The 26500-nt window shown below is 54.8% G+C and carries 18 protein-coding genes, 1 tRNA gene and 2 pseudogenes; 5 read left to right on the top strand and 16 right to left on the bottom strand.

Annotated elements, in window-relative coordinates; genetic code table 11:
• Positions 1–15: 15 nt before the first annotated feature.
• A complete protein-coding gene (locus tag ED661_RS21220) occupies positions 16–2067 on the top strand; it encodes a calcium-binding protein (RefSeq protein WP_122076977.1) in 2052 nt (683 codons plus the stop codon).
• A gap of 1005 nt (positions 2068–3072) precedes the next feature.
• Here ED661_RS21220 and ED661_RS21215 read toward each other — a convergent pair.
• Positions 3073–4650, bottom strand: a complete 1578-nt coding sequence (locus tag ED661_RS21215; protein WP_122076975.1) for a methyl-accepting chemotaxis protein — start codon at positions 4648–4650, stop codon at positions 3073–3075.
• Positions 4638–4946: a hypothetical protein gene (locus ED661_RS21210; RefSeq protein ID WP_122076972.1), complete on the bottom strand. Its 309-nt coding sequence runs from the start codon at positions 4944–4946 to the stop codon at positions 4638–4640. Before ED661_RS21210 ends, ED661_RS21215 begins: the two co-directional genes overlap by 13 nt.
• 203 nt (positions 4947–5149) lie before the next feature.
• On the opposite strand from ED661_RS21210, the pseudogene ED661_RS21205 reads away from it, so the two are divergent.
• A pseudogene (locus ED661_RS21205) lies at positions 5150–5886 on the top strand (transposase); the annotation flags it as partial.
• Positions 5887–5925: 39 nt separating this feature from the next.
• On the opposite strand, the gene ED661_RS21200 reads toward ED661_RS21205, so the two are convergent.
• The 9 genes from ED661_RS21200 to ED661_RS21160 all read right to left on the bottom strand — a co-directional run bounded on the left by ED661_RS21200 (position 5926) and on the right by ED661_RS21160 (position 15179).
• A complete protein-coding gene (locus tag ED661_RS21200) occupies positions 5926–6207 on the bottom strand; it encodes a hypothetical protein (protein ID WP_122076969.1) in 282 nt (93 codons plus the stop codon).
• Positions 6204–7145, bottom strand: a complete 942-nt coding sequence (locus ED661_RS21195; RefSeq protein WP_162930216.1) for a LysR family transcriptional regulator — start codon at positions 7143–7145, stop codon at positions 6204–6206. Before ED661_RS21195 ends, ED661_RS21200 begins: the two co-directional genes overlap by 4 nt.
• Positions 7138–7812, bottom strand: a complete 675-nt coding sequence (locus ED661_RS21190) for a DUF1028 domain-containing protein (RefSeq protein ID WP_122076964.1) — start codon at positions 7810–7812, stop codon at positions 7138–7140. The genes ED661_RS21195 and ED661_RS21190 overlap by 8 nt, the downstream gene beginning before the upstream one ends.
• Positions 7809–8228, bottom strand: coding sequence for a RidA family protein (locus ED661_RS21185; RefSeq protein WP_122077143.1), 420 nt, complete (start codon positions 8226–8228; stop codon positions 7809–7811). The genes ED661_RS21190 and ED661_RS21185 overlap by 4 nt, the downstream gene beginning before the upstream one ends.
• Positions 8229–8237: 9 nt before the next feature.
• Positions 8238–9335 (bottom strand): aromatic ring-hydroxylating dioxygenase subunit alpha, encoded by a 1098-nt coding sequence (locus ED661_RS21180; protein WP_216822475.1) that lies wholly within the window; start codon positions 9333–9335, stop codon positions 8238–8240.
• A 2-nt stretch (positions 9336–9337) separates the two neighbouring features.
• Positions 9338–10486 carry an aromatic ring-hydroxylating dioxygenase subunit alpha gene (locus ED661_RS21175; RefSeq protein WP_254054915.1) on the bottom strand — a complete coding sequence of 383 codons (1149 nt, stop codon included), beginning with the start codon at positions 10484–10486 and terminating at the stop codon, positions 9338–9340.
• A gap of 10 nt (positions 10487–10496) precedes the next feature.
• Entirely contained in the window at positions 10497–11780 is a 1284-nt protein-coding gene (locus ED661_RS21170) for an NAD(P)/FAD-dependent oxidoreductase (protein WP_122077137.1), read from the bottom strand.
• Positions 11781–12145: 365 nt separating this feature from the next.
• Entirely contained in the window at positions 12146–14011 is a 1866-nt protein-coding gene (gene htpG / locus ED661_RS21165; protein ID WP_122076958.1) for a molecular chaperone HtpG, read from the bottom strand.
• A 220-nt stretch (positions 14012–14231) separates the two neighbouring features.
• Positions 14232–15179, bottom strand: a complete 948-nt coding sequence (locus tag ED661_RS21160; protein ID WP_122077133.1) for a DMT family transporter — start codon at positions 15177–15179, stop codon at positions 14232–14234.
• 713 nt (positions 15180–15892) lie between these two features.
• On the opposite strand from ED661_RS21160, the gene ED661_RS21155 reads away from it, so the two are divergent.
• Positions 15893–17098: a methionine gamma-lyase gene (locus ED661_RS21155; RefSeq protein WP_122076956.1), complete on the top strand. Its 1206-nt coding sequence runs from the start codon at positions 15893–15895 to the stop codon at positions 17096–17098.
• Positions 17099–17110: 12 nt separating this feature from the next.
• The gene (locus ED661_RS21150) at positions 17111–19486 is read left to right on the top strand and encodes a 1-deoxy-D-xylulose-5-phosphate synthase N-terminal domain-containing protein (protein ID WP_122076954.1); all 2376 of its coding nucleotides are present in this window, start codon (positions 17111–17113) and stop codon (positions 19484–19486) included.
• 432 nt (positions 19487–19918) lie between these two features.
• Here ED661_RS21150 and ED661_RS22455 read toward each other — a convergent pair.
• The 5 genes and pseudogenes from ED661_RS22455 to speA form a co-directional block, all read right to left on the bottom strand.
• Positions 19919–20176, bottom strand: a pseudogene (locus ED661_RS22455) (hypothetical protein); the annotation flags it as partial.
• A 103-nt stretch (positions 20177–20279) separates the two neighbouring features.
• Positions 20280–21152 (bottom strand): agmatinase, encoded by an 873-nt coding sequence (gene speB / locus ED661_RS21140; RefSeq protein WP_122076949.1) that lies wholly within the window; start codon positions 21150–21152, stop codon positions 20280–20282.
• Between the two features lie 10 nt (positions 21153–21162).
• Entirely contained in the window at positions 21163–22332 is a 1170-nt protein-coding gene (gene nspC / locus ED661_RS21135) for a carboxynorspermidine decarboxylase (RefSeq protein WP_122076947.1), read from the bottom strand.
• A gap of 106 nt (positions 22333–22438) precedes the next feature.
• Positions 22439–23650, bottom strand: coding sequence for a saccharopine dehydrogenase family protein (locus ED661_RS21130; protein ID WP_122076944.1), 1212 nt, complete (start codon positions 23648–23650; stop codon positions 22439–22441).
• 22 nt (positions 23651–23672) lie between these two features.
• Positions 23673–25547: a biosynthetic arginine decarboxylase gene (gene speA / locus ED661_RS21125; RefSeq protein WP_122076941.1), complete on the bottom strand. Its 1875-nt coding sequence runs from the start codon at positions 25545–25547 to the stop codon at positions 23673–23675.
• Positions 25548–26191: 644 nt separating this feature from the next.
• On the opposite strand from speA, the gene ED661_RS21120 reads away from it, so the two are divergent.
• A tRNA-Gly gene (locus ED661_RS21120) sits at positions 26192–26265 on the top strand.
• Positions 26266–26500: the final 235 nt, after the last annotated feature.

The following is a 26500-nucleotide window of genomic DNA, read 5'->3' as shown; positions in this document are numbered from 1 at the left end:
ATTTAGGAGAGAAAAATGGCTGTTATAACAACGCCCACCAGCGCATCAGGGCAGGTTAATCTGACTGGTACAGGTCAAGACGACACAATCAACGCACACGACTATGCAAACGTGCGCCAAACACACGTCTATGCTGGAAACGGTGACGATGTAATCAACATGTACTTTGGTGATGGCGATAGGTATCGGTCAGACTGGATCCACCAACACAGAGAGTATCAAGGTCATCATGTTCGCGGTGGAAACGGGCACGATGTATTCAATTTTGATAGCCTATCTTCTGTTACAGGAACAGTTATCGGCCGAATTGAAGATTTCGATCTTTCTCGCGATGTTATCCAAATTGAGGGAGCCTCGATTTCAGCCTCTGACCTGAAACAAGGTTACGGTCAAACCAGCGGATATAGCTGGAAGGTTGTGGAATGGAACGGAGACCACAACGACCTAAACAGCTCTCCGCAACAATGGCTTCTTATTGATACCGGTACTGGCTGGGTGTTCTACAGCCTCGAGGGAGCTAGAGTAGATGTCACTGGCAATGGGGCTGCCAACAGTGGTGACCAAGAGGGCCATTTTTTCACCGTCGCCCCACCAAATTTCGCCGCAATGACCTCGGTGGGCTATGTTGATCCTGTGAACGTAGTTCCTGAAACGAACAATAGCAACGATTACCAACCTTCCAATGGAGGCATTCTTATTAATGATCTGGATGTGGACGGAAGCGATGTGGCAGCAGTAATCCAGGGAACTGACGGGAATGACGTCATCGCAGCGGGGCTGAATGACGATAGCGTTCAAGCTGGTGGTGGGCATGATCGTGTTTGGGGTGGTAGTGGAAACGACACGCTATCGGGCGGGGCCGGCGATGATACGATCCAAGGCGGTACTGGCTCTGACGTTCTGATCGGCGGCAATGGTTCTGATACTTTCGTTGGGAAATCAAACCAAGGGCCCGACACCGTTCAAGATTTCGTCTTGGGTGAGGATATTGTAGTACTGCAATATACATCGCCGGACGGAAGTATCTCTGAAATCAGTTTTTCCACCTTTCAAGAAGCACAACAGGCGGGGATCAACGTTTCCGACGTCAGCGGTGGTGTGCTGGTCAGCTGGGATATTGACGGCAATGCGCCCAATATGTTTCTTGCTGGTTTGAGCAGCAGCGATCTGCCAGAGCCTCCGCCTACTGGTGATAATCTGATCAATGATACCGTTGGGCGTAGCACCCTGATCGGTACTGAGGCTGCAGATACATTCGTTATGCTGGCTGATGCTGAAAAAGATGACATCCAAGGCTTCGACGTCACAAACGACGTGATCGACATGAGTGCCTGGGGCGCCAGCAGCCTAGGCGACCTGTGGGTCAACCAAGACGGGGCTAACCAAATACTAGTTTTTGGGGACGAACGGATCGAATTGCGTTCGTTTAGCGATACCTTGACGGAGAGTAACTTCATCTTTGATGGGTCAACACCGCCTCCGCCTACTGGTGAWAATCTGATCAATGATACCGTTGGGCGTAGCACCCTGATCGGTACTRAGGCTGCGGATACRTTCGTTATGCTGGCTGATGCTGAAAAAGATGACATCCAAGGCTTCGACGTCACAAACGACGTGATCGACATGAGTGCCTGGGGCGCCAGCAGCCTAGACGACYTGTGGGTCAACCAAGACGGGGCTAACCAAATACTAGTTTTTGGGGACGAACGGATCGAATTGCGTTCGTTYAGCGATACCTTGACGGAGAGTAACTTCATCTTTGATGGGYCAACACCGCCTCCGCCTACTGGTGAAAATCTGATCAATGATACCGTTGGGCGTAGCACCCTGATCGGTACTGAGGCTGCGGATACATTCGTTATGCTGGCTGATGCTGAAAAAGATGACATCCAAGGCTTCGACGTCACAAACGACGTGATCGACATGAGTGCCTGGGGCGCCAGCAGCCTAGACGACTTGTGGGTCAACCAAGACGGGGCTAACCAAATACTAGTTTTTGGGGACGAACGGATCGAATTACGTTCGTTTAGCGATACCTTGACCGAATCTGATTTCATTTTTGGCTGACGGCGACCTGGATGGGCGCCCGCGCCTATCCACCCCATCCGCTTTGTGCGCGTCGCCAACTCTAGCGCTGCCCCCAACACAGGGTAAAGTTTTCCAGGGTGACTGAATGGCAGCATGCAGGAAGATCGACGGAAGTTTTGCCCTCGCGGCACCCTGGAGGTAGAGCGTCCAATTAATGCCCTTTATCCGCCTATTCTCTAATCTGTCAATGCGTGTTTCCAGGGTTTTCTATTCTTGATACCAAGTTTCTAAATGGCGGTAAAACCTTTCATATTTCCAGTACATGCACCTCAAAGCGAAAGGTAGAGCGTCTTGGAGCAACCGTAACCTTCCGGTCACCGAATCTGCTATCGCATCGAGCATGGGCGCGGCTGGGCCGAGGGCTTGGGCTGGAAAAAGGCTTTCCCTTTCCAGTGTGCGTCCCCAGCTTGCAAAGTCACCAGGCATCGGGGGGAAGAGGCCAGAGGGCCGGGTTTCCACCCCGCTGCGGTCAGCAACTCCCACATCACAGTCCAACAAGTCGCCGCGGTTCTCAGTGAGACCTGACCGCCTATCTGGTGCTGATCGGCCACAAAGAGGAAGCTGTTTGGCCCCGGACATGAGCCTCAATCGAGAAATCATAGAACAGAGCGGTTTGTGCTTCGTGACGTGACCCCATCATCGCGAACAACCTCCATTGCTGACAAAAGAGTTGAATCAGAAGCCGGTTCCAAAAACAACATGAGGTTTTCAATAGAATTGGCCCTTTCACAACATTTGTGCTTGGTGCAGCTTCGGCTAAGCTGAGAGGACAACGAAACTGATCTAACTTCCCGAAGCTGCCATTCATCGGGTAGTAGCTGTCCTAACATATGCCGCACCTCCAACCAATGGTCGCGATGCGCAGCAAACGCTTTTTGTGATTTTAAATCGTAGCGGCGATGGTCTGCTGCGGAACTCCGTAAAAACATAATCGGGCACTTGGAAGTAAGGCCAGATGCCCGATTGCATGTTCTTTTCTCTGCCCTAAGCAGCAGCGCTGATAGGTGTCACAGCAGTTTGTTGATCCAGTTCAAACCGCGCCATCAAGCCGGAGAGTTTGGTTGCATCTGCGTGTAACATGTGGCCAGCGGCAGTCGCCTGTTCCACCATGGCTGCGTTTTGTTGGGTCACATTGTCCAGCTGGCTGACACCGGTGTTTATCTCCCCCAGGCCCGTTGATTGCTCAACCGCGCCATTTGCAATGTCTGAAATCAGTTTTGAAATCTCGTTCACCCGCCTGACAATGGTGCCAATGGATTTTCCTGCGTCGCCAACCAGGGCAACACCCTGCTCAACCTGCTTTGAACTCTCGGTGATCAGCGATTTGATCTCTGTCGCAGCATCGGCAGAGCGCTGCGCCAATCCGCGTACTTCGGAAGCAACTACCGCAAATCCCTTGCCTGCTTCCCCAGCACGCGCCGCTTCCACACCAGCGTTCAAGGCCAGAAGGTTGGTCTGGAAAGCAATGTCATCAATAACACCAATAATCTGGGCGATCTGATCAGAGGAACTCTCAATTGTTGACATTGCAGCAACCGCCTTGGTGACAATTTCACCGCTGCCTTCGGCTTCTTTGCGAGCCTCATTCATGGTGTTTTCAACATTTCGCGCACCATCTGCGGCAGATTTCACCGAGACTGTCATTTCTTCCAAGGCTGCGGCTGTCTCTTCCAGCGTGGCGGCCTGACTTTCGGTCCGGTGCGACAGATCATCTGACGCCTGGCTGATTTCAGTGGCCCCGTTTTTGATGCTCTCACTGGCCCCAATCACCTGCTCCATGGTATCTTTCAGCGAGGTCACCGTTGCGTTGAAGTTCGTGCGTAGCTCTTCGTACTCACTCGGGAAGCTCTCATTGATGGTGCAATCCAATCGGCCACGCGCAATTTCGCCCAGATGTGATCCGACAGTCTCCACCACATGTTCAGCGTCCTGCTGGCTCTTGGTCGCCTTGGCTTGCGCGCCTTCGGCAACGAGGGTCTGCGCGCTTGCTTCTTCCTGCTGGTGTTTCAGCTCAGCATCGGCAGCGATACTTTTGAGCATGCTAATCAACAAAACGCCTGCTTCCAGCAAAACAATAACAGCGTGCAGAACGGTGCGCTGCAGGTTCGCCATCATATCACCACTGGGGTAGACCATTTTAGGCAGCAGAATGCTAAAGGAAATATGGTGCAGCGCGATCAAGACAGTTGCAAAGATCAATGCCCTAGGGTTTGCCAGGGTTGAGACAATGGCAAGAGCCGCAAAGAACAACATATGTGTATCCAGCTGCCAAGCATGGCCACTCAGCGATGCTGTCAGCAAGATACAGTGGGCCACAAAGCTGAAACTCAACAAGTAGTCTCTTGTTGAGGGGGGCAGAGCCTTTGATACATAGGCAAGAACACCTAGCACCATGCTGAGACCCGCAAAGACCCACCAATTGCCATTGCCATTCAGATAGAACGCGGCAACTGCCGGGCCTGGCACCAAGAGCCAACTGGTGATTTTCTGAATGCTACGTTCGTTTGCAAAGATCCCGCTGACGGAACTCGATTTTTCCCCGGAAGGTTTTATATTGCGCATATTTTTAAGACTCTTTCACCATCGATCACCAGCCAAGCACCATGCGCGTAAAGCTGGGAAACGCTTTCAGGACTTTCCAGAGTAACCAGAACGCCTAAGGGGGCGCGCTCTGGTGCCACTTCTTGCACACCGGCCTTTTGGGCAATCCACGCGGCATTTCCCCATGGAGACGCAACAACAAGTGCGATATCTCCAACTTGGGGGCGTGCTTGCATAAACAGTGGCAAGATGGGTGAACAGACCACAATGGCCGTGGCGACCAATATGAGTGCTGCATCTGGAACGGAAACTTTCATCTTGAGAGCTTTGCAGCAAAATCCCTTATCGAATCTAAAGGCCCAAAGATCTACCCTGACAAAAAAGTCGACAATCTTAATGGGTCAAAAAGAAAAAGGTCACGTTTTTGAGAACTGCTGCCCGTTTGACCCGTCGATGGCATTGTTGCACAAATCCTTCTCCAAGGATTCACCACATGAATCCAGCGTGATATCTGGCGTCCCTGAGCAGCAGCTGGCCCTCTAAGAATTACAAGACCAAAAACGGGGCACACTATAATCGAGCCCTGAAGCAGCGTGGTTCGCTGTCGATCCACTGACCGACAGCACAGGCTTGCATGTGTGAGAGGTTGGGGTGACCCGGAAATGGCGTGGAAGGCGAAGCCGTCAGGTCATCCTGGGCCTCAGCAAACCTATAGCGATGTGGCAATCCAAGCCTGTCTGACTATGAAAGTGTTGTTGGGTCTGGCTTTGTCGAAAGCCTGCTGGAACTGATCGGGCTTGACTGGTCTGCGCCAGACTTTGGCACTCTGTGTCGGCGGCAGAAGATCTTGCCGGTCGCCATTCCCTATCGGGGCTCACCAGGGCCGTTACATCTGCTCATCGATAGGACCGGCATCAAAGCTGAGGGCGAAGGTCCCCGCTCGGTGATGTAAACATCAGCTGCCGGTTGATAAATGGAACGCTCGCAAGCATGGCAGTCCTAAACGCCGCCTCTGGCGCGAGATACACATTCACTGCCCGGCAGGCTCATGCCAACTATGATCCCCAGAGGGGTATCGACCAGTAAACCCTGGAAATAGGTGCAATCGAGGTCACGGGTAGCAGCATCGGGGACGCACCCATATTACCTGATCTGCACAACCAGATCCCGCCAGACCAAGAAATAGGCAGCGTCACAGGGGACCGGGCTTACGATACCCGAAACGGCTTCACAGCTCTAGGCATCCCCCCCCCGCGGTCATAGGCTAAGTCCGCCCGGGGAAGGAGAAACACTACCTCACGCCGATTTGTGCAACAAAGCCGGGCCAGGCCCAAATAACTTGTCGCCCTCACCAGTTAGCTTGAACGTCGGTATGTGTGGATAACAGACCCTTTCCTTCGACTTCTGGGCCAACTTCGGCATAAAGCCTGCCTTTTGACCGCAGGGCGAGGGGAATTTTGTTTCACGGAAATTGTTGGCGCGCAGCAGGTCTTCGACATGGGCGATAAGCTGTTGGTTGTTGTTGGCACTAACCGTATAAAAGGTAACAAGGCGGTCCAAAACCTTGTGTGTTGTCATAGTGGGATTTCCCTGGTGCAATGCTTTAAGAAAGTCGCGCAAGCACGACGTTTCATCGCATCTTTGGCTGATAAAACACCAATTTCGATATTGGGCAGCTCGCTGTTCAATGGAACAAAAACCAACGGTTTTCCGTCAGGTGCAAGGGTGCCGACAGGCCTAAAATTGACAATGGAATAGCCAAAACCGTTGGCAACAAGGCTACGCGCGACGGCCATGTCTTTGGTTCGCTCTGAAATGATAGGTTTGATGCCAGCCTTATTAAAGAACGACAAAAAGTAATCAGAGCTTAGCGGAAGATCGAGAAGGACCATCGCATGTTCGGTTAGATCCTGAACCGTCAGGCTAACTCTCCGTGCGAGTGGATGATCCGGTGCAAGCATGACAAAGGGCGGCAAGGCATTTATCCGATGAAATTCAAGATCATCGGGTACATCAATCGCGTAACTCAGGCTGAGGTCGATCTCGGCGCGGCGCAGGGCCGCAAAGATTTCCGGCTGGGTCAATTCTGCCTGGCTCAACGTGACTTCTGGATGCTCTGCCTCAAAACTTCGGCGCAGGGCGGGCACCACAATTTGCGCAAACGAAACCAAACATCCAAGGCGCAACGGCCCCTGCACGGCAGCGGACACATTGCCTGCAAGGCGTGTGAGCTCAGTTGACTCGGACAGAATTTTTGCAGCTTGCGCAGCCAACGTGCGACCAGCCTCCGTCAAGGACAAACCCTGCGCCCGTTTGCGGACAAACAGGGAGGTGCCAAGCTGGTCCTCAAGCTGGGTCAACGCAGTGGAAATAGACGGTGACGAGACGTTTAAGATGCGGCTGGCAGACACGATACTGCCGGTTTCTGCCGCGCAGACAAAGTACTCTAATTGCCGAAGGGTGAATCGTGTTTGCATTGGGCGATGGTGGCGATTGCTTCGATTGCCGTCAATCATCTCCCGGCACGCCGTAAGAAGGTGCGTCGCGTGGGTCGATCGCGCGTTGGATGTAGGCATCAAGCTGTGGCTTATAAACGCCCCATGCGGTCGCAATCGCCTCAATCGGGCAATCCTCGGTCCAGTCGCAGCGCAGATCAGCCACGGGCCATGAGACTTTATCGACGATTTTTAAGCCCGCGGAATGGATCGGTCCGGCCTCGCCTCCCGCAGCCAGGCCCGCTTGCATCGCAGCAATAAGCCGATCACCGATATGGCCTGTGCTCTCGACAAAGCCGGCGACGATCGCGGCAGGAACACCATCGTTTGCAAGCAAGTTACCGCCTGAAGCCACGTCCAAACCCTCGGCCTGTGTCCAAATTCCAAGGGAATTGGGACCCGAATGGATTGCCGTGCGCCCTTGGGTATCAATAGCCAGTACCTGTCGGTATTCGATGAAATTTCCCTGTTTCTGGACCCCGGCAATCGCCTCTGCTGCGGTCAACCCACCCTGCATCAGATCAAGAGCAAAAGGGCCAAGCGTCGGATCGGTCACGTTTTGGGATGCAACAGCCCCCACGCCCGAACGCGCATAAGAACACCGTGCCGCAACCGCGGGCGAAGAGGATGCGATAGCAACTCCGAACATGCCGGTTGATGCACAGCGGGCAACCAATGAAAATGTCATGCTGGGATCACCGCCGTGCCGTCGATTTCAACCAACCATTCGGGGCGGGCCAGAGCCTGGACAACCAAACCCGTTGAGACGGGATGCACACCTTTGATGTATTCGCCCATGGTGCGATACACATCTTCGCGGTGGCGCACATCGGTGATGTAGACAACGACCTTGACCAGATGACTGATATCGCCGCCCGCTTCTTCGATCAGTTGTTTGATGTTTTGCATAACTTTGTGGGTCTGCTCCACTGGATCATGGCTGGCCAAATTTACTGCGTCATCAAGATTTTGGGGACATTGGCCGCGCAGCCAGACGATCCTGCCTGATGCCTCGGTCACGACCGCCTGACACAGATCGTTGTCGAGGTTTTGCTCGGGATAGGTATCAGAGGTGTTAAACTTGCGGATGCGGGTATGGGCCATGGGCATTCCTTACAGTCGGTCTTGAGCGGCAAGCCACAGCTGGAAGTCGCGGATTGTGCCTTCGTAATCATCCTCGGCCAGCGGCCCAGATAGCGCGTGGTGCGATCCAAGCGCGATTTGCATACGTTCGAGCTTTTCACGATCTTCTCGATTGACCTCTTCCCAAAGCGCAATGCGTGCCGCGATGGTTTCAGCGTCAAGGTCATCGCCATAGCTCGACAAGGTCCATTTGACCCTAATCTGCCCTGCGTTCAGCGGAAAGATACAGAGCGACACAAGCAGGCTGGCCGCCTGACTGGCGACTTGGGTCGGGAAGACTGCAAACAAGGTGGATCGCAAGCGTTCGTCTTCGGTCAGGTTCGGCGCCCCTGCGCCGCGTGATGGGATCGTTCTGGGATAATTCGCAGCATAAGATGTGAACCCGTCGCCACCTTTCAGCTTACGCGCGAGGCCCGTGGGGGTATAGCCATGCAGCGTTTCTGGATGCACAACGGACAGGTGGTAACCTTCCATGAAATTCTCAACCAGACATTTCCAATTGGTGTTCCAGACCTCCTCGGCCACATGCGCCACACGAAAGGCCTCGCTGTCGTAATTGGTCAGCAACGCGTCTAGCGGCGGGTGTGAGAACGGCGCAGCATCCTGATCAAGGTTGACGTAAATGAACCCGTTCCAGAGCGCCATGTTATAGCGGTGCAGGCCACAGTTTTTGGCGTCAAAACCTGCATTCTTCATCCGCGCAGCACGCATAAGACCACCATCTAGATCATAGGCCCAGGCGTGATAGGAGCAGACGAAGCGTTTTGTGTTTCCGCTTCCTTCAGCCAATGGCATCCCGCGGTGGCGGCAGACATTCGCAAGCACTGCAATCTGTCCGTCAGCCTGACGGACAACGATCAAAGGTTCATTCAACAGCTGGACGGTAAAAAAATCGCCTGCGTTAGGAATTTCATCGACACGGCCAAGGCAATGCCAGCCGCGGCGCAAGACCGTTTCTGCCTCATGATTGAACTGTTCTTGTGAGGTGTAATACGCTCCCGGCATCGTCATGGGGCGATCAGCAGGCAGGGCGGCGACTTCTTGCAATTGGGCGGAAAGATACGACATGTTCAGTCTCCACTCGCACTGGCGGGTTGGAACGATGGGTCCATCCTGCTCATTAAATATTGCGCAAAGTCATAGTTCGGGCGCTCCAGATGGGACAGGTGCCCCGGCGTTGCGCCCTCGGCGGACAGCCCCCGATAGACCTTTTCGGTACAGCCGCGGTCTTCGACGTTGACCTCATCGAGGAGAGTCTTGAGATCAATCAGATGTTGCTGCGCTTCTGCGTCGTCCTTGTAGTCATCTGACATACCGCCACCAAACCGAATTTGCACCTGCCCGGGCCCTTTAGGATGAAGGCTGAGATACCAGAAATAGCCAGGAGTCAGAGTAATGAGCAAGCTCGGGTAGATCGCCAACAGATAGGTCGTCCGGCGTTCCTCGCCCTCCAATCGATCGTTGCTGGGGTGGGCCATTGCAATACGCAGGGATTCATCCTTGAGGATCGTGTGATAGTTGAAAGCCTTACGTCCGGGAGGGCAAATCATTTCATCCAGCTTTGACAAACCACCTATGGTGCCTGCGTGACAAACCGGGAGGTGATAGCTTTCCATGAAATTCTCGGCTAGCACCTTCCAATTCGTGTCCCAGAGGTGCTCCTCAAAGAATGTTTCGGTGTAATTGGTCATGTCATAGCCATCGACCAAATCGGCAACTTCGCTAAGCTCTTCGGCCACGGGACGCGCATCAGGATTCAAGCTGATGAACACCCAGCCAAGCCAGTTTTCGCATCTGATATCGGGCAGGCTGTAGTGGTTTTTGCAAAACGCCTTGTTGCCGTTCATGGCAGGTGCGCCGCGTAGGCTCCCATCAAGGTTGTAGGTCCACGCGTGGTAGGGACAGACAATCGTTTTTGTGTTGCCGCGCCCATGCAGCAGCGTTGACATGCGATGGCGGCACACATTCGAATAGGCACGCAGCGTATTGTCTTTGTCGCGCAGGACGATGATCGGCTGGCCTGCCAATTCGCAAGTCACATAGTCACCAGACTTGGCCAAGGCGCTGGCACGCCCGACGCAGAACCAAGACGTCTTGAACACGTTCTCCACCTCTGCATCGTGGAAGGCATCAGAGGTGTAGACCGCTGGCGGCATGGCACGGGCCTCATCAAACGGTGCCGAGACATTGTTCCGCAGCGCGTCGATTGGGGTGGTCATGGGCGTTGCTCTATTCATGGCATGGGTCCCGTTTCATGGCCGGTTCTGGTCGATATTCCCGGTAGTTGCGTTGGATTTCTATCTGATCTGCGACATGTGATGCGTCGTGCCACACGCCCCAGATAAAGGTTGAACCGCGGCGCGATTGCCATGGAAGGCCCAGGTAATAGAGCCCCGGTTCGGGCGAAACGCCGCGTTGATGATGGGGGGCGCCGGCTGCATCGCAGGCATTTGGCAAATCAATCCAAGAAAAATCTTGGCTGTATCCGGTTGCCCAAATGACCGTGGTTATTCCAGCCTTAGCAAGATCGACTTCGCGCAACGGAAGGGTCAGGCAATCGGGATCGCAAGGCAATTCATGCGCCTCAGGCTCTTTCGGTAGATCAAGTCCGTATTGATCTATGTAGGTGTCAGCTTGGGTCAGCATATCAAGATAATTTGCATCACCCGCCGCGATATTATCGGCAAGATCATCATCAATCAGCAGTCTGCCGTCCTGATACCCGGATGCACGGCCAAGCAGCGTCATGCCGCCATGTGCCAACTTGCGAAAGTCAACCGTTTCGCCGCCGCGGGCTCCGCTGACCGAGATTGTTACATGCTCAGTTCCGGGGGTCTTGGCGGCGACGTCCCAAAGGCCAAGAACACCAAGCCACCAGCAGTAATCACGCCCCCGATAGGCACGCGGTGGGCGGTCATGTGGGCCAACGCACAGATAGACCTTGCGACCGGCGCGTTGCAATTCATCGGCGATCTGGCCGCCTGATGAACCGGCACCGACAACCATCACGGCGCCCTCCGCCAATTGGTCTGGGTTGCGGTAGGTGGCGGAATGCATCTGCGCGACGCCCGCGGTTTCGGGAATGATTTTCGGGAACACAGGGTGATGGAAGGCACCGGTGGCTGCGATGATGTTCTGCGCCGCGATCACGCCCTGGGACGTATCGATTATGAAACCCGAACCACCTTTGGCACGGACGACTGAATTGACTGTCACACCCGTACGGATCGGGGCGTCGTGTGCCTCGGAAAAACCCTTGAGTGCATCGGCAACTTCTTCCTTCGGGGGGAAGGCTTCCGGGCCGGAGCGCGGGAATGTCATCCCGGGAAAACAGTCGTGCCACGCCGGCCCATTGGCCACCAAGGAGTCCCACCGACGGCTGCGCCAACTTTCAGCAACGCGGTCTTTTTCAACGACCAGATGCGGAATGTTACGGCGCGACAGATGCGCGCTTGCCGCAATCCCGGCCTGACCTGCACCTACGACTAGGGTATCAACGGTTTCGACCATGATTGCGCTCTCCAACTACGACGAGTCGATGTTGCAAGAACTGCATTGGTTATAAAGGCGAAAGTCCCTTGGTTGTACTTAGTACAAAACTAAGAAGGCGGGCAGGTAGCTGGCGGCATTTCGGCAATCCTTCAGATCAAATTGATAGCTGCGACGCAGCATTGCTAGGGATGCGTCACTGGCAGCTTCGGGCCGTTCAGAAGGTGACAGGCGACCTGCTTGCTCCGGTTGCTACCCAAGGTCATTCCAGCACTTTGAGCGGAGAGGCTGTGCAAAGAGTTGAGGTGCGTTGGAATTGGATTCGCGGGTAAAGGACCTGGGCGATGCAGAGGCGAATTTGCGCCTCTGCGTCTCTGATGTAACCAGTGCTAAGCGCCGAAAGCTCGAGCCATGACACTACCTAACCGTCGGGCAAAGTCGGATGGGCTGTTTGGAGTTTGCCCTTCGATAATACAGGCTTGATCGAAAAGGATGTGGGCCGCATCGCTTAGGAGTTCGTCAGAGCTGGCACCCTCCACTTTTGCACGCTCTGCCAGTTTGACAATAATGGCATGAGTGGGATTCAGTTCCAGCACACGTGGCGCGCCGTTTTGCAATTGGCCGTGGCGTTTCAGCAGGCGCTCAAGGTTCACGTCCATGTCGCCATCATCCGCGATGAGGCAAACTGGGCTGTCTGTCAGACGCTTGGATGGACGCACATCTTTGACGGTTTCGCCTAATTCGACCTTGATCACCGCGATAAGCGCGGAGAGGTCCGCATCTTCAGGCCTGTCTTGATCCTCTTGTTGTTCGTCAGCTTTCACCTGATCCAGGTCAGCCGCACCGCGGGTGATGGACTTGAACGGCTTGCCTTCGCACTCGGTGATGTGCTGCAACCAGAATTCATCGACATGGTCTGAAAGAATTAGCACTTCCACGCCTTTGGCTTTGAACCCCTCCAGGTGGGGCGAGTGAGCCAGCTTGGCGTCATCTTCACCCGTGATGTAATAGATCGCTTCTTGTCCCTCTTTCATGCGCTCGACGTAGCTGGACAGACTGGTGAGCGTTCCGTCACCGGTTGAGCTAAAGCGACAGATCTCCAAAATACGATCGCGTAGGGATGGATCTTCGACCAAACCTTCCTTCAGAACCGCCCCAAAATTGCTCCAAAATTGTGCATATTCATCCGGTGCTTTGGTGGCTTTTTTCTTCAGTTCACTCAGGATCTTTTTCGAAATTTGCGCTTTGATTTTCGCGAGTATCGGGTCGGTTTGCAGCATTTCGCGCGAAACGTTCAGTGACAGATCCTGACTGTCTACAACCCCGCGCAAAAAGCGCAGATAGGCCGGAAACAGATCAGTGGTGGTCTCAGAGATAAAGACACGATTCACATACAGCTGAACGTGGCTTTTTCGCTCAGAATCAAAGAGATCAAAAGGTTGAGCACTCGGCACAAAAAGCAAGCTCGTGTGGTTTAGCGTTCCCTCGACCTTGTTGTGGATCACATGCCAGGGCGCATCATACGCGTGCGAACTATGGCGGTAGAACTCAGCGTATTGTTCTTCGGTGATGTCTTTTGCAGGACGTGTCCAGAGCGCTTCAGCTGCGTTCAGGGTTTCATCACCCAGTTTGATCGGAAAGCTGATGTGCTCAGAGTAGGTCTTGATAATATGCCTGATCCGGGCTTCTTCTGCGAACTCCTTGTCATCCTTTTTCAGGTGCAAGGTAACAGTGGTGCCACTGCTGTCTCGCTGTGCTGCCTCAATGGTGAAAGAGCCTTTGCCATCAGAGGACCAGAGCCAAGCTTCAGCCTCACCGGCCTTGCGGGTGATGACGTCCACTTGAGACGCCACCATAAAGGCAGAATAGAAACCCACACCAAATTGGCCGATCAGGCCAACCTGATCCTTTTCTTCAGCCTTGAGCGCCTCAATGAACGCGCCAGTTCCGGACTTTGCAATCGTGCCGAGGGTTTCCAAAAGATCAGCATGGCTCATGCCAATGCCGTTATCTGCAACCGACAAAGTTCCCGACTCTGCACTGATTTCAAGTGTGACAGCCAAGTCTTGCGACGGGAGGAGGTTGCTATCTGTAAGGGCCGCATAGCGCAGTTTATCACATGCGTCAGATGCATTGGAGACCAGCTCACGCAGGAAAACTTCTCGGTTGGAATAGAGCGAACCCGCGACAATTTCCAAAAGTTGACCAACTTCGGTTTGAAAGGAAAATGTTTCTTTTTCGAGGGTATCAGTCATGACTTATGGCTCCACTTACAATTTGTACCGATGATTTATGCGACGCTCGCGTTAGATACAACTCATGGGGCCATTGCATAGAATATGGGGCCACGAAAAGAAGCCCATGGGTGGCATGAAAGAACTCGGCTAACGGATAAAAGCCTCTGCCTTTAGGGCAATTGCACTGGGACATCGGAAACTTGATCGCAGTCTCCTTTGGGCGCAAGTGACTGACATATCAGATAGGTGGCGCAGCCCGCTCGGTGATCAACTGTTTGGAAGTGACCCTTTCGCGGTGGATCATATACAGCCCGGCGCCGATAATGATGGCAATTCCGATCAGGCTTAGAGTGTTCGGGAAATCGTGGAAAACCAGATATCCGAATAAGGTCGCCACTGGTAACTCAAGATATTGCAGTGGAGCTAACGTGGCCGAAGGTGCCACCGACAGAGCATAGGTCATCATCATGTGGCTCAACGTGGCAAAAAAACCTACTCCCAGGAGCCACAACCAGACAATGCCCATAGGCCAAACTGGATCAAGCAACTCGGACCCAAGGCCTTGTGCCACTGCCATGACAGGCAGGCAGAACAGGCTGGCAATAAGGCCCGTGTAGAATTGCATGGTCACCGGGTGAATCTTACGCGACAACCCGCGTGTGACAAGAATGTAGAATGCAAACCCTACTGCCGTACCAAGCGGAAACAAGGCCACAGCGCCAAAGGCTGCAAAACTGGGTTGGATCACCAACAAGACGCCAACAAACCCCACAAGAGCCGCGCCCACCCGGCGCGGGCCGACATCTTCGCCCAGATAGAATTTGCCCACCAGTAGCACGATGAAGGGGGCTATGAAGACAATTGCCAATGCATCCGCAAGAGGCATCACGCGGATCGCGGAGATGAAACAAAAGGTCGCGATCAGCAAAAGCGAGGCACGAAACAGAAGTGGCAGCCATAGGCCCTTCGCAACCCGTAACGACAATCCCATGACCCGGATGAACGGAGCCATCAGAGCGCACTGTACAATGAAGCGTGCAGCTGTGATCTGTCCGACCGGTACGCTTTCAGACGCGAGTTTAGCCGCAACATCAAGCAAGGGGGCAGTCAAGCAAAACCCCAGCATCAGCGCGACACCAGTAAGAATGTGGTCCGTGGACGAAGCGGAAGAGGTAACGTTTGTCATAGTCCCACATAAGTATATGGCTAGATATGCGTCCACCCTCAATCTGCGCCAGGAGGTGGACAGGAATGTCGTGCTACCGCGCGCTTCGGGTTGGAGAGCATCATATCTTCTGACGGATTTGGGTCGGGCACAGGGCGCGGAGAAGCCCAGGAAACTGAGTGACCAATGGCGTTCATTTACGGGGCTAGGTTGGTGGTCACAGGACCCCCCAAACTCTAAGCTCCCTATAGAAACCCTGCGTCTACCAGCTCGCGCTTGGCACGCTCCACGGCGTGAATGTTGCAGCAGAGAGACTGGGCGATGATCCGTTGCGATTGGTCGCAGTGAAGGGCGCCCCGAAACACTGCCATTTTGAGTGCTCGGCTTGTATGTGGCCCCATCGGGATTTTGATCGGGCCTGCGACATAGGTTTTGTAGAGCCAATCAGTGATTGGGTCGCCAAGTGACTGCGCCTTCTTATGTGGGGGAGGGAGGGGGCCTCAACACCACCATAAAGGCCCCTCAGTTTGCAGGCGGCCTCCGGGCGGAGAGGTCTAGATTCGTTATTCGGCTATCACGTTGCAAACCTGCGGATGACTTGGCGGTCTGTGGCACCTATTTTAGGGCCAAGTTGGCATAATCTGCTATTTTTGTACCAAAATATGGCAGTATTAGCAATCTAATGACCCGGGAAATGCCCCAAATTGCTCGAGAAACATTTCCGGAGCATCGACATGCGCAATCACCCCAACAGCTTTTCAACGATGGCGATCCACCACGGATACGACCCGATGGACAATGAGGGGGCCCTCACGCCGCCTTTGCATCTGACATCGACCTTTACCTTTGAAACGGCCGAAGCGGGTGGAAACATGTTTGCGGGGGAACAGGCCGGGCATATCTATTCGCGCATCTCCAACCCGACAACCGATCTTTTGGAACGTCGCATCGCGGTATTGGAAGGCGCCGAAGCCGGGCTGGCCTTGGCATCTGGCATGGGCGCGATCACAGCAACCCTATGGACTCTTCTCTCTCCTGGAGACGAAATAATCTTGGACAAAACGCTCTATGGCTGCACGTTTTCCTTCATGCACCATGGTTTGGCCAAGTTTGGTATTACCGTCACTCATGTCGACTTGACGCGGGCCGAAAACCTGAAGGCAGCGATGTCAGACAAGACAAAAGTTGTGTACTTTGAAACACCTGCCAACCCGAATATGCGCTTGGTTGATATTGCCACAGTTGCCGGTATTGCCCACGCGGGCGGCGCGCATCTGGTCGTCGACAACACCTATGCCACGCCCTATCTGACGCAGCCCATCAAACTTGGTGCGGATATCGTTTTGCATTCGGCAACGAAATACCTTGGCGGGCACGGCGACGTTGTGGCGGGACTGTTGGCAGGGTCTGCGGAGCTGGTTGCGGACATTCGCCTTCAGGGGATGAAGGATATGACGGGCGCTGTCATGGCTCCGTTCAATGCGATGCTGATTTTGCGTGGCCTCAAAACACTTGCGCTGCGTATGGATCGACATTGCAGCAATGCGGCAACGGTGGCCCAGATGCTAGAGACGTCCCCTGCCGTGCAAAAGGTCTGGTATCCGGGTCTGGAGAGTTTCGAACAGTACGATCTGGCGCAACTACAGATGTCCCAATTTGGCGGCATGATTGCCTTTGAACTGACGGGCGGCAAGCAGGCAGGCATTGAGATGATGAACAGGCTTGAACTGATTTCACGCGCAGTTTCCCTGGGCGATGCAGAAACACTGGTGCAGCACCCGGCCAGCATGACACATTCTACTTACACCACCGAAGAACTGGCTGAACATGGGATCAGCGAAGGCCTTGTGCGGCTGTCGATTGGCCTTGAGGGGGTGGACGATATTCTTGCCGATCTCGCACAGGCCTTGCCCGTGACCCCGATCAAGACCGCTGCCTAAAGGAACACCGCCATGCCCGCGCATCTCAAGACCATCGAACAACGTCTTTTGTGGCTGTCCCACTGGATGATCCACAATGCCAACCACATTCGCCCAAAGGCGGATGGTATCAAGGTCGGCGGGCATCAGGCATCATCGGCGTCGATGGTGTCGATCATGACAGCGCTGTATTTCCAGACCCTGCGGCCAGAGGACCGGGTTGCGGTCAAACCGCATGCGTCACCGATTTTCCATGCAATACAGTATCTTATGGGCAATCAAACACGCCAGAAGATGGAGAATTTTCGCGGATATGGCGGTGTTCAGAGCTATCCATCACGCACCAAGGATATCGACGATGTTGACTTTTCGACCGGCTCGGTTGGTCTGGGCGTTGCGGTCACATCCTTTGCCTCTATCGTCCAGGTCTACATCGACGCCAAATCCTGGAGCGGCGAGCAGAAATTGGGCCGGATGATCGCACTTGTCGGCGATGCGGAACTGGACGAAGGCAACATCTACGAAGCCTTGCAGGAAGGCTGGAAAAACGATCTGCGCAATTGCTGGTGGATTATCGACTACAACCGGCAGTCGCTTGACGGTGTCGTGCGTGAAGGTCTGTTCAAACGGGTGGAGCAGATTTTTGATGCCTTCGGCTGGGATATCGTTCGGGTGAAATATGGCCACCTGCAACGGGCTGCATTCAAAGAAACGGGTGGCGAAAAGCTGCGCCAGTGGATTGATGACTGTCCGAACCAATTGTATTCCGCCCTGACATTCATGGGCGGGGCGGTGTGGCGCGAACGGCTGATGGAGGCGCTTGGCGATCAGGGCGATGTAACTGCATTGCTGGACCGGCGGAGCGATGCGGAGCTTGCCGAACTGATGGAAAACCTGGGCGGCAACTGCGTGCAGACCATGGCCGACACCTTCGCGTCAATCGACCACGACCGCCCGGTTTGCTTTCTGGCCTATACTATCAAAGGATGGGGCACCCCGATTGCGGGTCACAAAGACAACCATGGCGGCTTGATGAACAAAACCCAGATGGCGCAGTGGCAAGAGCATATGGGCGTGGCGCATGGCCAGGAGTGGGACAGGTTTGCAACCATCGCCGATCCCTCCGCGTTTGAGGCCGAGCTGGCAAAGACCCCCTTCTTCGCCAAAGGCCCACGCCGCTACTCTGATGACATCATCGACGTTCCGATGATCGAGCTGACATCAGATCGTGAAATCTCGACGCAGATGGCGTTTGGCAAGATCCTCGACAGTCTCTCCAAAGGGGACAGCACACTGGCTGAACGCATCGTGACAACATCGCCTGATGTGACGGGGACGACGAACCTTGGCCCCTGGGTGAACCGCCGTAAATTGTTCGCGCGCGACCACCAGGAAGACACGTTCAAGACCGAAAACATCCCTTCGATCGCAAAATGGGAGTTCACACCCGAAGGCCAACACATTGAACTTGGCATCGCTGAGATGAACCTGTTCCTGCTTTTGGCGGCAGCTGGCCTGTCTCATTCGATGTTCGGCAAACGCCTCATTCCTATTGGCACTGTCTATGATCCCTTTGTGTCCCGTGGTTTGGATGCTCTGAATTACGCTTGCTACCAGGATGCGCGCTTCATGATTGTCGGCACACCGTCAGGCGTCACACTGTCCTATGAGGGCGGCGCGCATCAATCCATAGCCTCCCCTCTGATTGGCATGTCCCAAGACGGTCTCGCCGCGTTTGAGCCTGCCTTTGCCGACGAATTGGCAGTGATCATGGAGTGGTCGTTCAAGCACCTGCAAAAGGATGGCGAAAGCGACCCTGATGAACGGACATGGCTACGAGACGAAACAGGCGGGTCGGTCTATCTGCGGCTCACAACCAACCCGATCGAACAGCCCGGCAAGCGCGTCGATGATGCCTTTAAACAGGGGGCAATCGACGGGGCCTACTGGCTGCGCAAGCCCGGCCCCAACTGCGAAGTTGTCATCGCCTATCAAGGCGCAGTGGCTCCAGAAGCGATCAAGGCGGCGGGCATGATCGGTGAAAGCCGCCGCGATGTCGGTGTTCTCGCCGTGACCTCGGCTGACCGGTTGAATGCCGGTTGGACTGCGGCACAACGGGCACGGGCAAACGGCACCAAGACTGCGGCTTCACATATCGAAACCCTGATGCAAGGCCTGCCCCGAACCTGCGTCCTGATCACCGTCATCGACGGCCATCCTGCAACACTGTCATGGCTTGGCGGCGTATGGGGGCATCAGACGATCTCTCACGGGGTGGAACACTTTGGGCAAACGGGTTCTATTGCTGACCTCTACCGGCACTTCCGTCTCGACGCCGACGCCTTGGTCAGTTCCGCGAGCGAGCTGTCCCTTGGTCGCTATATCCCACACATCAGAAGCGTTGGATAGGCAAGGCCAACGAGACCACGTATTTGCGGCCATTCATGAGTGTTTCAGCAATTGGAGTTCTCAGTCCTAAAGTGAGGTTTTTTGCAATCAGCCTGAAAGTTTGCTCCGGGGAGGCACGAACACTTTGCAAAGACCACTTCCTGCGGAGGTTTCAACGGATGGACGCAACACTTTAGTCTTTTTGGAAAGATGGAGTGTAAGTCATGGCCTATCGGAAGCGGATGTTTTTCTCAGTGCAGCAGAAGGCAGAGATTTGGGATCGATGGCCGCGCGGTGAGCCGATGAGCTCGATTGGACGTGTGTTTGATCGCGGATCTTCGTCCATCTATCCATTGCCTGAGCGCAATGGCGGCACCAATCATTACCGTGCAGCCAGGGCTTTCTTGCACAAATCGGGTACCGGGGACTCTCTTCCCTTTATCCCAGACGAATTTAACCTACAGGCTCAGTGAGGGGTATGCCAAGAGCAGTGTATCTGTTGAGAAATGAGACCTTGGCCGCCAGTGGTCCGCGGTCAATGGTCGAATGATGCGTATTTGGAGTGCAGCGACCTGTCTTTCGAAGTCCCTCGCCATCAAGGATTGCCCGAGTGGTTTCATGCAAAGCATCCGCTGCCCGGCAGGGTTATGCAAAGCATGATCCCGAGGGGGGCTCGACACGGCTTCTGCGGTGGTAAGAGGACCAATTCTTGGTCTTGTAATTCGTAGGGGACCAACTGCTCATCACCTGCAGCTATCACGCTGGATTCATGCGGTGAACCCCATCAGCCGATTTGTGCAACAAAGCCGGCGGATCACCTCAAAGGGGGAGGGGCAGTATTTGCAAGGCAACCAGCCATCAAACGGTAAACGATCTGCGCTGCGGTAAAATCCCAGGCTACATTGCCGTCGGGAGCAAGTTCTACAACATCCAAGCCCACGCAGCGGCGGCCCTTTAGGGCGTGTTCGACAAGGTGCAGCGCCTGATAGTAGCCGAGGCCGCCAGGAACCGGGGTGCCGGTGGCGGGCATTTGCGAAGGGTCCAGGCCATCAACGTCGAAACTGACGTAGACCAGATCCGGGAAATCTGCGGGCAGGTCGATCGCATGGAGATTTCCGGTGACCAGCTCCTCGGCATCCACATGAAAGACGCCGTTTGCAACGCGGCTTTCGGCCTCTTGAGTGCACAGGGCACGCACACCAAATTGGGCCAGCCTGTGGCCCTCACTGACCAGCAGATGCATGACGGAGGCATGGGAGTGTTGCTCCCCTTGGTAGGCCACCCGTAGATCTGCATGGGCGTCAATTTGCACGATGCCAATCGGTTGGTTCAGCGCGCGCGCGACGCCGGTCACTGCGCCATAGCTCAGCGAGTGCTCGCCGCCCAGGGTGACGGGCAGCTGACCGGCACGCACACAGGCTTCGGTACGCTGCGCCAGGCGCTCCATTACGTCGGGGAGCGGCCCGCCACAATCCAGCATCTCTTCGGTGAAGATACCCCTGGCACAGGGTTCTGTCCCCTGACACAGGCGTTCCAGCTCGTTGGAGGCTTCGATGATGGCTTGCGGCCCTGCTGCCGTGCCAGAGCCATAAGACACAGTGCGTTCCAAGGGCACCGGAATGACCCGAAAATGAGCAGTTTCGCGGCGCTCATCAGCGGTTAACTCACTCTCCAGAAAAATGCTCATAGCGGTCCCCTCATGACAGTCTGTCTTTGAAATCGTCATATCCGAATTGCCTCACGATCCGCAGATCATCCGTCTGGCTATTCCACAAGGCAATTGTCGGCAAGGCCACGCCGTTGAAGGTGTTGGTTTTGACCATCGAATAGTGGGCTTGATCCAGAAAGGCGAAGCGGTCACCAATCTGCAGCGGTTGGTCCATCTGGTAGTCCCCGATCACATCCCCCGCTAGACAGGAGGGGCCGCCAAAGCGGTAGCTATGGCCTGTGCTGGTCTCTCCCCTCATCGCGGGGCGATAGGGGGCTTCGATCACATCCGGCATATGACAAGTGGCAGAGATATCGGTAATGGCGAGGTTCATGCCGTTTTGCGGCAGATCCAGCACCTCACCAATCAGAATACCCGCATCCAGCGCCACGGCCTCACCCGGTTCCAGATAGACATCGACATCGTATTTGCTGCGGATGTGCTTGATGAAACGCACCAGTGCATCGCGGTCATAATCATCACGAGTGATGTGATGGCCGCCGCCAAAATTCAGCCACTTCAACTGGTTGAGGTAGGGCGCCAGCTTGGGTTCGATTGCGGCCCAGGTCCGTTCGAGAGGCGCAAACCCCTGTTCGCAAAGGGTATGCATATGCAACCCATCCACCCCGTCTAGAACCTCTGAGGTCACCTGGCTGATGGGAGTACCCAGCCGCGAGCAGGGCGCGCAGGGGTCATATTTGGCGATCTCACCTTCGGAATGTTCGGGGTTGATCCGCAGCCCCACCTGTTTGCCGGTAGCCTGACATCTGTCCAGAAAGCGGTTCTTCTGGGCCACGCTGTTGAAGATCATATGATCAGAGAGCGCAATGATCTCCTCGATCTCGCTGTCCTTGTAGCCCGCACAAAAGGTGGCTACCTCGCCGCCATATTCTTCGCGCGCCAGGCGCGCCTCATGCAGGCCACTGGCGCAGGTGCCGCTCAGATACTGGCGCAGCATTGGCGCCAGAGCGAACATTGAGAACGCCTTGAGGGCTGCCAGAATATGGGCGCCAGAGCGGTCAGCAACATCGGCGAGGATTGACAGATTCCGCTCGATTGCCTTTTCGTCTACCACAAAGGCGGGTGTGGGGACGCGGGAGAGGTCAAAGTCGCGAAAGGCGCCGGCATCTCCGGCCTGGGTGGTCATCATCTCGGACATGGAGAATTTTCCAGAAAGAGCGGATAGGAGAACCAGACCGCAGGTGGGCAAAAGCACCCACCCCTGGGAGGACGGGCGCTGCCCGGCCCGAAGGCCGGGAGAGGGTTTAGAATTCGACCGGACCGTCGAGTTCGTGGACCTGCCATGGCAGGCCGTGTTCGTTCAACATGTCCATGAAGTTGTCGGGATCAAGCTGTTCCATGTTCCAGACACCGGGCGCGACCCAGTTGCCCTTCAGCACCTGCGCCGCCCCGATCATGGCAGGCACGCCGGTGGTATAGGACACAGCCTGGCTGCCCACTTCGGCATAGCATTCTTCGTGGTCGCAGATGTTGTAGATATAGTAGGTCTTCTCGCCCGAGCCATCCTTTGCCTGGCCGGTGGCGATGTCACCGATGCAGGCCTTGCCCTTGGTTTCCGCGCCGAGATCACCGGGATCAGGCAGCAGGGTTTTCAGGAACTGGATCGGGATGATCTCCTGACCGCCGTGCATCACCGGATCAATCCGGGTCATTCCGACGTTCTCCAGCACCTTGGCATGCATGATATAGGCATCGCCAAAGGTCATCCAGAACCGGGCGCGCTCGATCTCAGGGAAATGGGTCGACAGCGACTCCAACTCCTCATGATACATCAGGTACATGTTCTTGTTGCCGATGGCCGGGAAGTCGAACTCGACCTTGGTGGTCATGGCGGGGCTGGTTTTCCATTCACCACCTTCCCAGTGACGCACCTCGGCCAGCACTTCGCGCAGGTTGATCTCGGGGTTGAAATTGGTAGCAAACTCCTGATCGTTGGAGCCGCCATTGGCGTCCAGAATGTCGATCTGGCGGATTGTGTCCAACTTGTGCTTCTTCAGCCAGGTGGCAAAGACGCTGGTCACGCCCGGATCAAAGCCAGAGCCCAGAATGGCGGTCAGACCTGCCTCTTTGAACTTCTCCTGATAGGCCCATTGCCAATGGTATTCAAACTTGGCCACATCTTCGGGCTCATAGTTTGCAGTATCCAAGTAATGGCAGCCAGCCTCGAGGCAGGCATCCATCAGCACCAGATCCTGATAGGGCAGGGCAAGGTTCACCAAGACTTCGGCGCCGGTTTCGCGGATCAGAGCAACCGTTGCAGCCACATCATAGGCGTCCAGCTCGGCGGTCTTCACCTCTACCCCGGTGCGTTCTTTCACGCTGGCCGCGATCGCATCACATTTGGATTTGGTGCGGCTGGCCAAGGTGATTTCGGTAAAGATATCGGCGTTCATCGCCATCTTATGTACCGATGCGTGGCTTACGCCGCCGGCACCAACAACAAGTGTCTTACCCATGGTGGTCTTCTCCTTCCCGGGGTTATTCATAGTAGGTATAGCCGTTGATCGAGTCCCGATAGGCCCCGATTAGGGTCTTGCGTTCGCTCACCTGCACAGATCCGTTTGAAATGGCCTCATCAACCATTTTGCGGAAGGCCGCCACACAGTCTGCCGGATCAAACTCGACATAGGACAGAACTTCGGAAATCGTGTCGCCTTCCTGTTCGTGCAACAGATCAAAGCCGCCATCGGGGCGCAGATCGATGGTGACAGCATTTGTATCGCCAAACAGATTGTGCAAATCGCCCAGCGTTTCCTGATAGGCGCCAACAAAGAACACCCCAAGATAATAGCGTTGGTCCTCGCTCAGAGAATGCACAGGCAGAGAGGGGGAAATGCCATCCGCCAGGATAAAGCGATCAACCTTGCCGTCGCTATCGCAGGTGATATCGGACAAGACGGCGCGGCGATCCGGTACCTGGTTCAGCATCTGGAGCGGAACAATCGGGTGCAGCTGATCGATGGCCCAGACATCCGGCAGGGATTGGAACAGCGAAAAATTGCAGTGATAGACATCTGCAACCTTTTCCAGTTTTTCACCCAGTTCGTTGACCTCATCCGAGGCTGCAGCCAGCACTTTGATTTGCGCGACGAGGGACAGATAGATGCGCTCTGCGCGCGCCATCTGACGCAAATCGACCATGCCACGGCGGAACAATCCGCGCAGCTCATCGCGATAAAACGTGGCATCGTTCCAGCATTCCTGCACCCGGCCAGCCACCAGATAGCCACGAATTGCGGCCAGGTCAGTCACCAGGTGATGATCCTCCGGCTGAACCTCCGGGGCGTCCGGCGCGTCATAGAGTGTGGTTTCCAGCACATCGAAGATCAATATCGATGAGGTTGCAACCACCGCTCTGCCACTCTCGGTGACCAAAACCGGATGCTTCACCTCGGCTTCGTCCATGGCGTAGGCTACGGTTTCCACCACATTGGCGGCATATTCCTCGATTGAATAATTGATCGAGTTTTCTGCAGCCCGTTTTTCCCCTGTATAGTCGATCCCCAGACCGCCGCCGAGATCAAGGTGGGTCAGCGGCACGCCCTCACGGGTCAGCTCGATGAAGTAACGACAGGCTTCTGCTGTGGCGCGGCGCACATCGTTCACATCCGGCACCTGGCTGCCCAGATGGGAATGTTGCAGTTTCAGGCAATGCAGCAGGTCGACGTCTTTCAACCGGTCCACAACCCGCAACAGCTGGTCGGTGTTCATGCCAAAGGCCGAGCGGTCGCCTGAGCTTTCCTGCCATTTGCCGCCAATTTGGTTGGTCAGCTTTACGCGCACCCCCAAAAGCGGTTCGATACCAAGCTCACGCGTCACCTCGATGACGGTTTCTGCCTCTTTTGGGCTTTCCAGCACAATGATGGTATTGAAACCAAGCCGCCGTGACAGGATCGCCAGGCGAATGAATTCAGCGTCTTTGACACCGTTGCAAACGATCAGAGCGTCTTTGGAGAGGCGATGTGCCAGGGCGATCACCAGTTCGGGTTTTGATCCGGCCTCCAGTCCAAAGTCATATGGGCTGCCAAATTCAACGATACGGTCAATCACCTGCGCTTGCTGGTTCACCTTGATCGGAAAAACGCCGCGGTAAGGGGCCTTGTATCCAACGCGCTGGATTGCATCAGAAAAGCTCTGGTTGAGATGACGAATTTCGCTCTCCAGAAAGGAGCTGATACGCAGCAGCAGCGGTGATGCAATGCCGCGTTGCTCCAGGTCGTTCAAGATGCCGGGCAGGCTGATTGGCGCTGCCGCCTTATGGGCTGGGTTGCAAAGCGCGATCTCGCCATCCGGTGAAATGGTGATCAGGCCTTTGCCCCACCGGTCGACTCCATAAACATTCCCTGGGCACATGTGATCCTGGTTCAAGCAAGTTCGCCTTTGTTGACTGGGGTAAGAAGACAGTAGCGGAAACAGAGTTTGGAGGGGAGGAAAGTTCAGGATTTTCGATTGAAACGTGAAGCCCGGTCTCAAAACCTATCCATAACCCAACGCCTTTAGTGAATTTGCCCTGTGTCGTCGTCGCGTGGCTTATAGGGGCTCATTTGATTCCATCCAATAGAGAAATCACCACAAAATCATTCGCCCGTTTTGAGCTCCATGACGTTCAAATAGACCCGCATTCGACAATTTTGATACCGCAGAAAACAGTCAATGAGTATGTTGTATCATGGGCTGACTGTGACGCCTTGGATTTTGAACCTAAGGCCAATAGTGACGCACCATGATCATTGGAGAACAACGACTATGCAAAAGTCGTGATTTGGGGTCTGATCCTATAGACGCGGCCCCTGGTGAAGGCTGGCACTCTCACAGGCAGTTCCGGATCGTATTGTGGCCCTTGTAGGAGGGTAAAAGGCAGGGGGTAAGACCGAGTTTTTCACAGTACTCTGCTTTGCAAAAAAACGGGATTGATTTCGTTTGCAAAGGTGCCCATGACAAACCCTCTTCATGGCTTGACCTCAAAAAATCAATGGATTAAGAACTGATTCAGATGAGCGGGCGTTGTGTAATGGTAAGACCTTAGCCTTCCAAGCTAATGACGCGGGTTCGATTCCCGCCGCCCGCTCCAAAGACCCCCTGAAAACGTTGAATAAAGTACCCTAAGTTTCGATTTGGCCCCCACTTTGGCCCCCACTTTGTTCTTCGCTTGAATTTGCATAAAGTTTGTCGATCTGAGCGACGGAAAACACAGGTCTGGCGCCAGGATATGGGAAGACTTTTTTGATCATGCCCTCGCGCACCATCTTGTAGAAAGTGTCTTTGCGAAAGGGCCAGCGAGGCGAGCGTATCGCCTGAACCCCGGT

Source organism: Pseudophaeobacter sp. EL27, from assembly GCF_900313025.1.
In the GTDB taxonomy this organism is placed as follows: domain Bacteria; phylum Pseudomonadota; class Alphaproteobacteria; order Rhodobacterales; family Rhodobacteraceae; genus Pseudophaeobacter.
Note: the sequence above shows the minus strand (reverse complement) of the source record. Positions and strands in the feature narration are given on the sequence as shown.

Bases quoted from the DNA above. Each gene is read 5' to 3' on its own strand.
- speB (WP_122076949.1), bottom strand. From the start codon at position 21,152: ATGAGCATTTTTCTGGAGAGTGAGTTAACCGCTGATGAGCGCCGCGAA.
- ED661_RS21130 (WP_122076944.1), bottom strand. From the start codon at position 23,650: ATGGGTAAGACACTTGTTGTTGGTGCCGGCGGCGTAAGCCACGCATCG.
- speA (WP_122076941.1), bottom strand. From the start codon at position 25,547: ATGTGCCCAGGGAATGTTTATGGAGTCGACCGGTGGGGCAAAGGCCTG.
- ED661_RS21200 (WP_122076969.1), bottom strand. From the start codon at position 6,207: ATGACAACACACAAGGTTTTGGACCGCCTTGTTACCTTTTATACGGTT.
- nspC (WP_122076947.1), bottom strand. From the start codon at position 22,332: ATGTCCGAGATGATGACCACCCAGGCCGGAGATGCCGGCGCCTTTCGC.
- ED661_RS21215 (WP_122076975.1), bottom strand. From the start codon at position 4,650: ATGCGCAATATAAAACCTTCCGGGGAAAAATCGAGTTCCGTCAGCGGG.
- ED661_RS21195 (WP_162930216.1), bottom strand. From the start codon at position 7,145: ATGATTGACGGCAATCGAAGCAATCGCCACCATCGCCCAATGCAAACA.
- ED661_RS21210 (WP_122076972.1), bottom strand. From the start codon at position 4,946: ATGAAAGTTTCCGTTCCAGATGCAGCACTCATATTGGTCGCCACGGCC.
- ED661_RS21190 (WP_122076964.1), bottom strand. From the start codon at position 7,812: ATGACATTTTCATTGGTTGCCCGCTGTGCATCAACCGGCATGTTCGGA.
- ED661_RS21150 (WP_122076954.1), top strand. From the start codon at position 17,111: ATGCCCGCGCATCTCAAGACCATCGAACAACGTCTTTTGTGGCTGTCC.
- ED661_RS21160 (WP_122077133.1), bottom strand. From the start codon at position 15,179: ATGACAAACGTTACCTCTTCCGCTTCGTCCACGGACCACATTCTTACT.
- ED661_RS21185 (WP_122077143.1), bottom strand. From the start codon at position 8,228: ATGGCCCATACCCGCATCCGCAAGTTTAACACCTCTGATACCTATCCC.
- ED661_RS21155 (WP_122076956.1), top strand. From the start codon at position 15,893: ATGCGCAATCACCCCAACAGCTTTTCAACGATGGCGATCCACCACGGA.
- ED661_RS21180 (WP_216822475.1), bottom strand. From the start codon at position 9,335: ATGTCGTATCTTTCCGCCCAATTGCAAGAAGTCGCCGCCCTGCCTGCT.
- htpG (WP_122076958.1), bottom strand. From the start codon at position 14,011: ATGACTGATACCCTCGAAAAAGAAACATTTTCCTTTCAAACCGAAGTT.
- ED661_RS21175 (WP_254054915.1), bottom strand. From the start codon at position 10,486: ATGACCACCCCAATCGACGCGCTGCGGAACAATGTCTCGGCACCGTTT.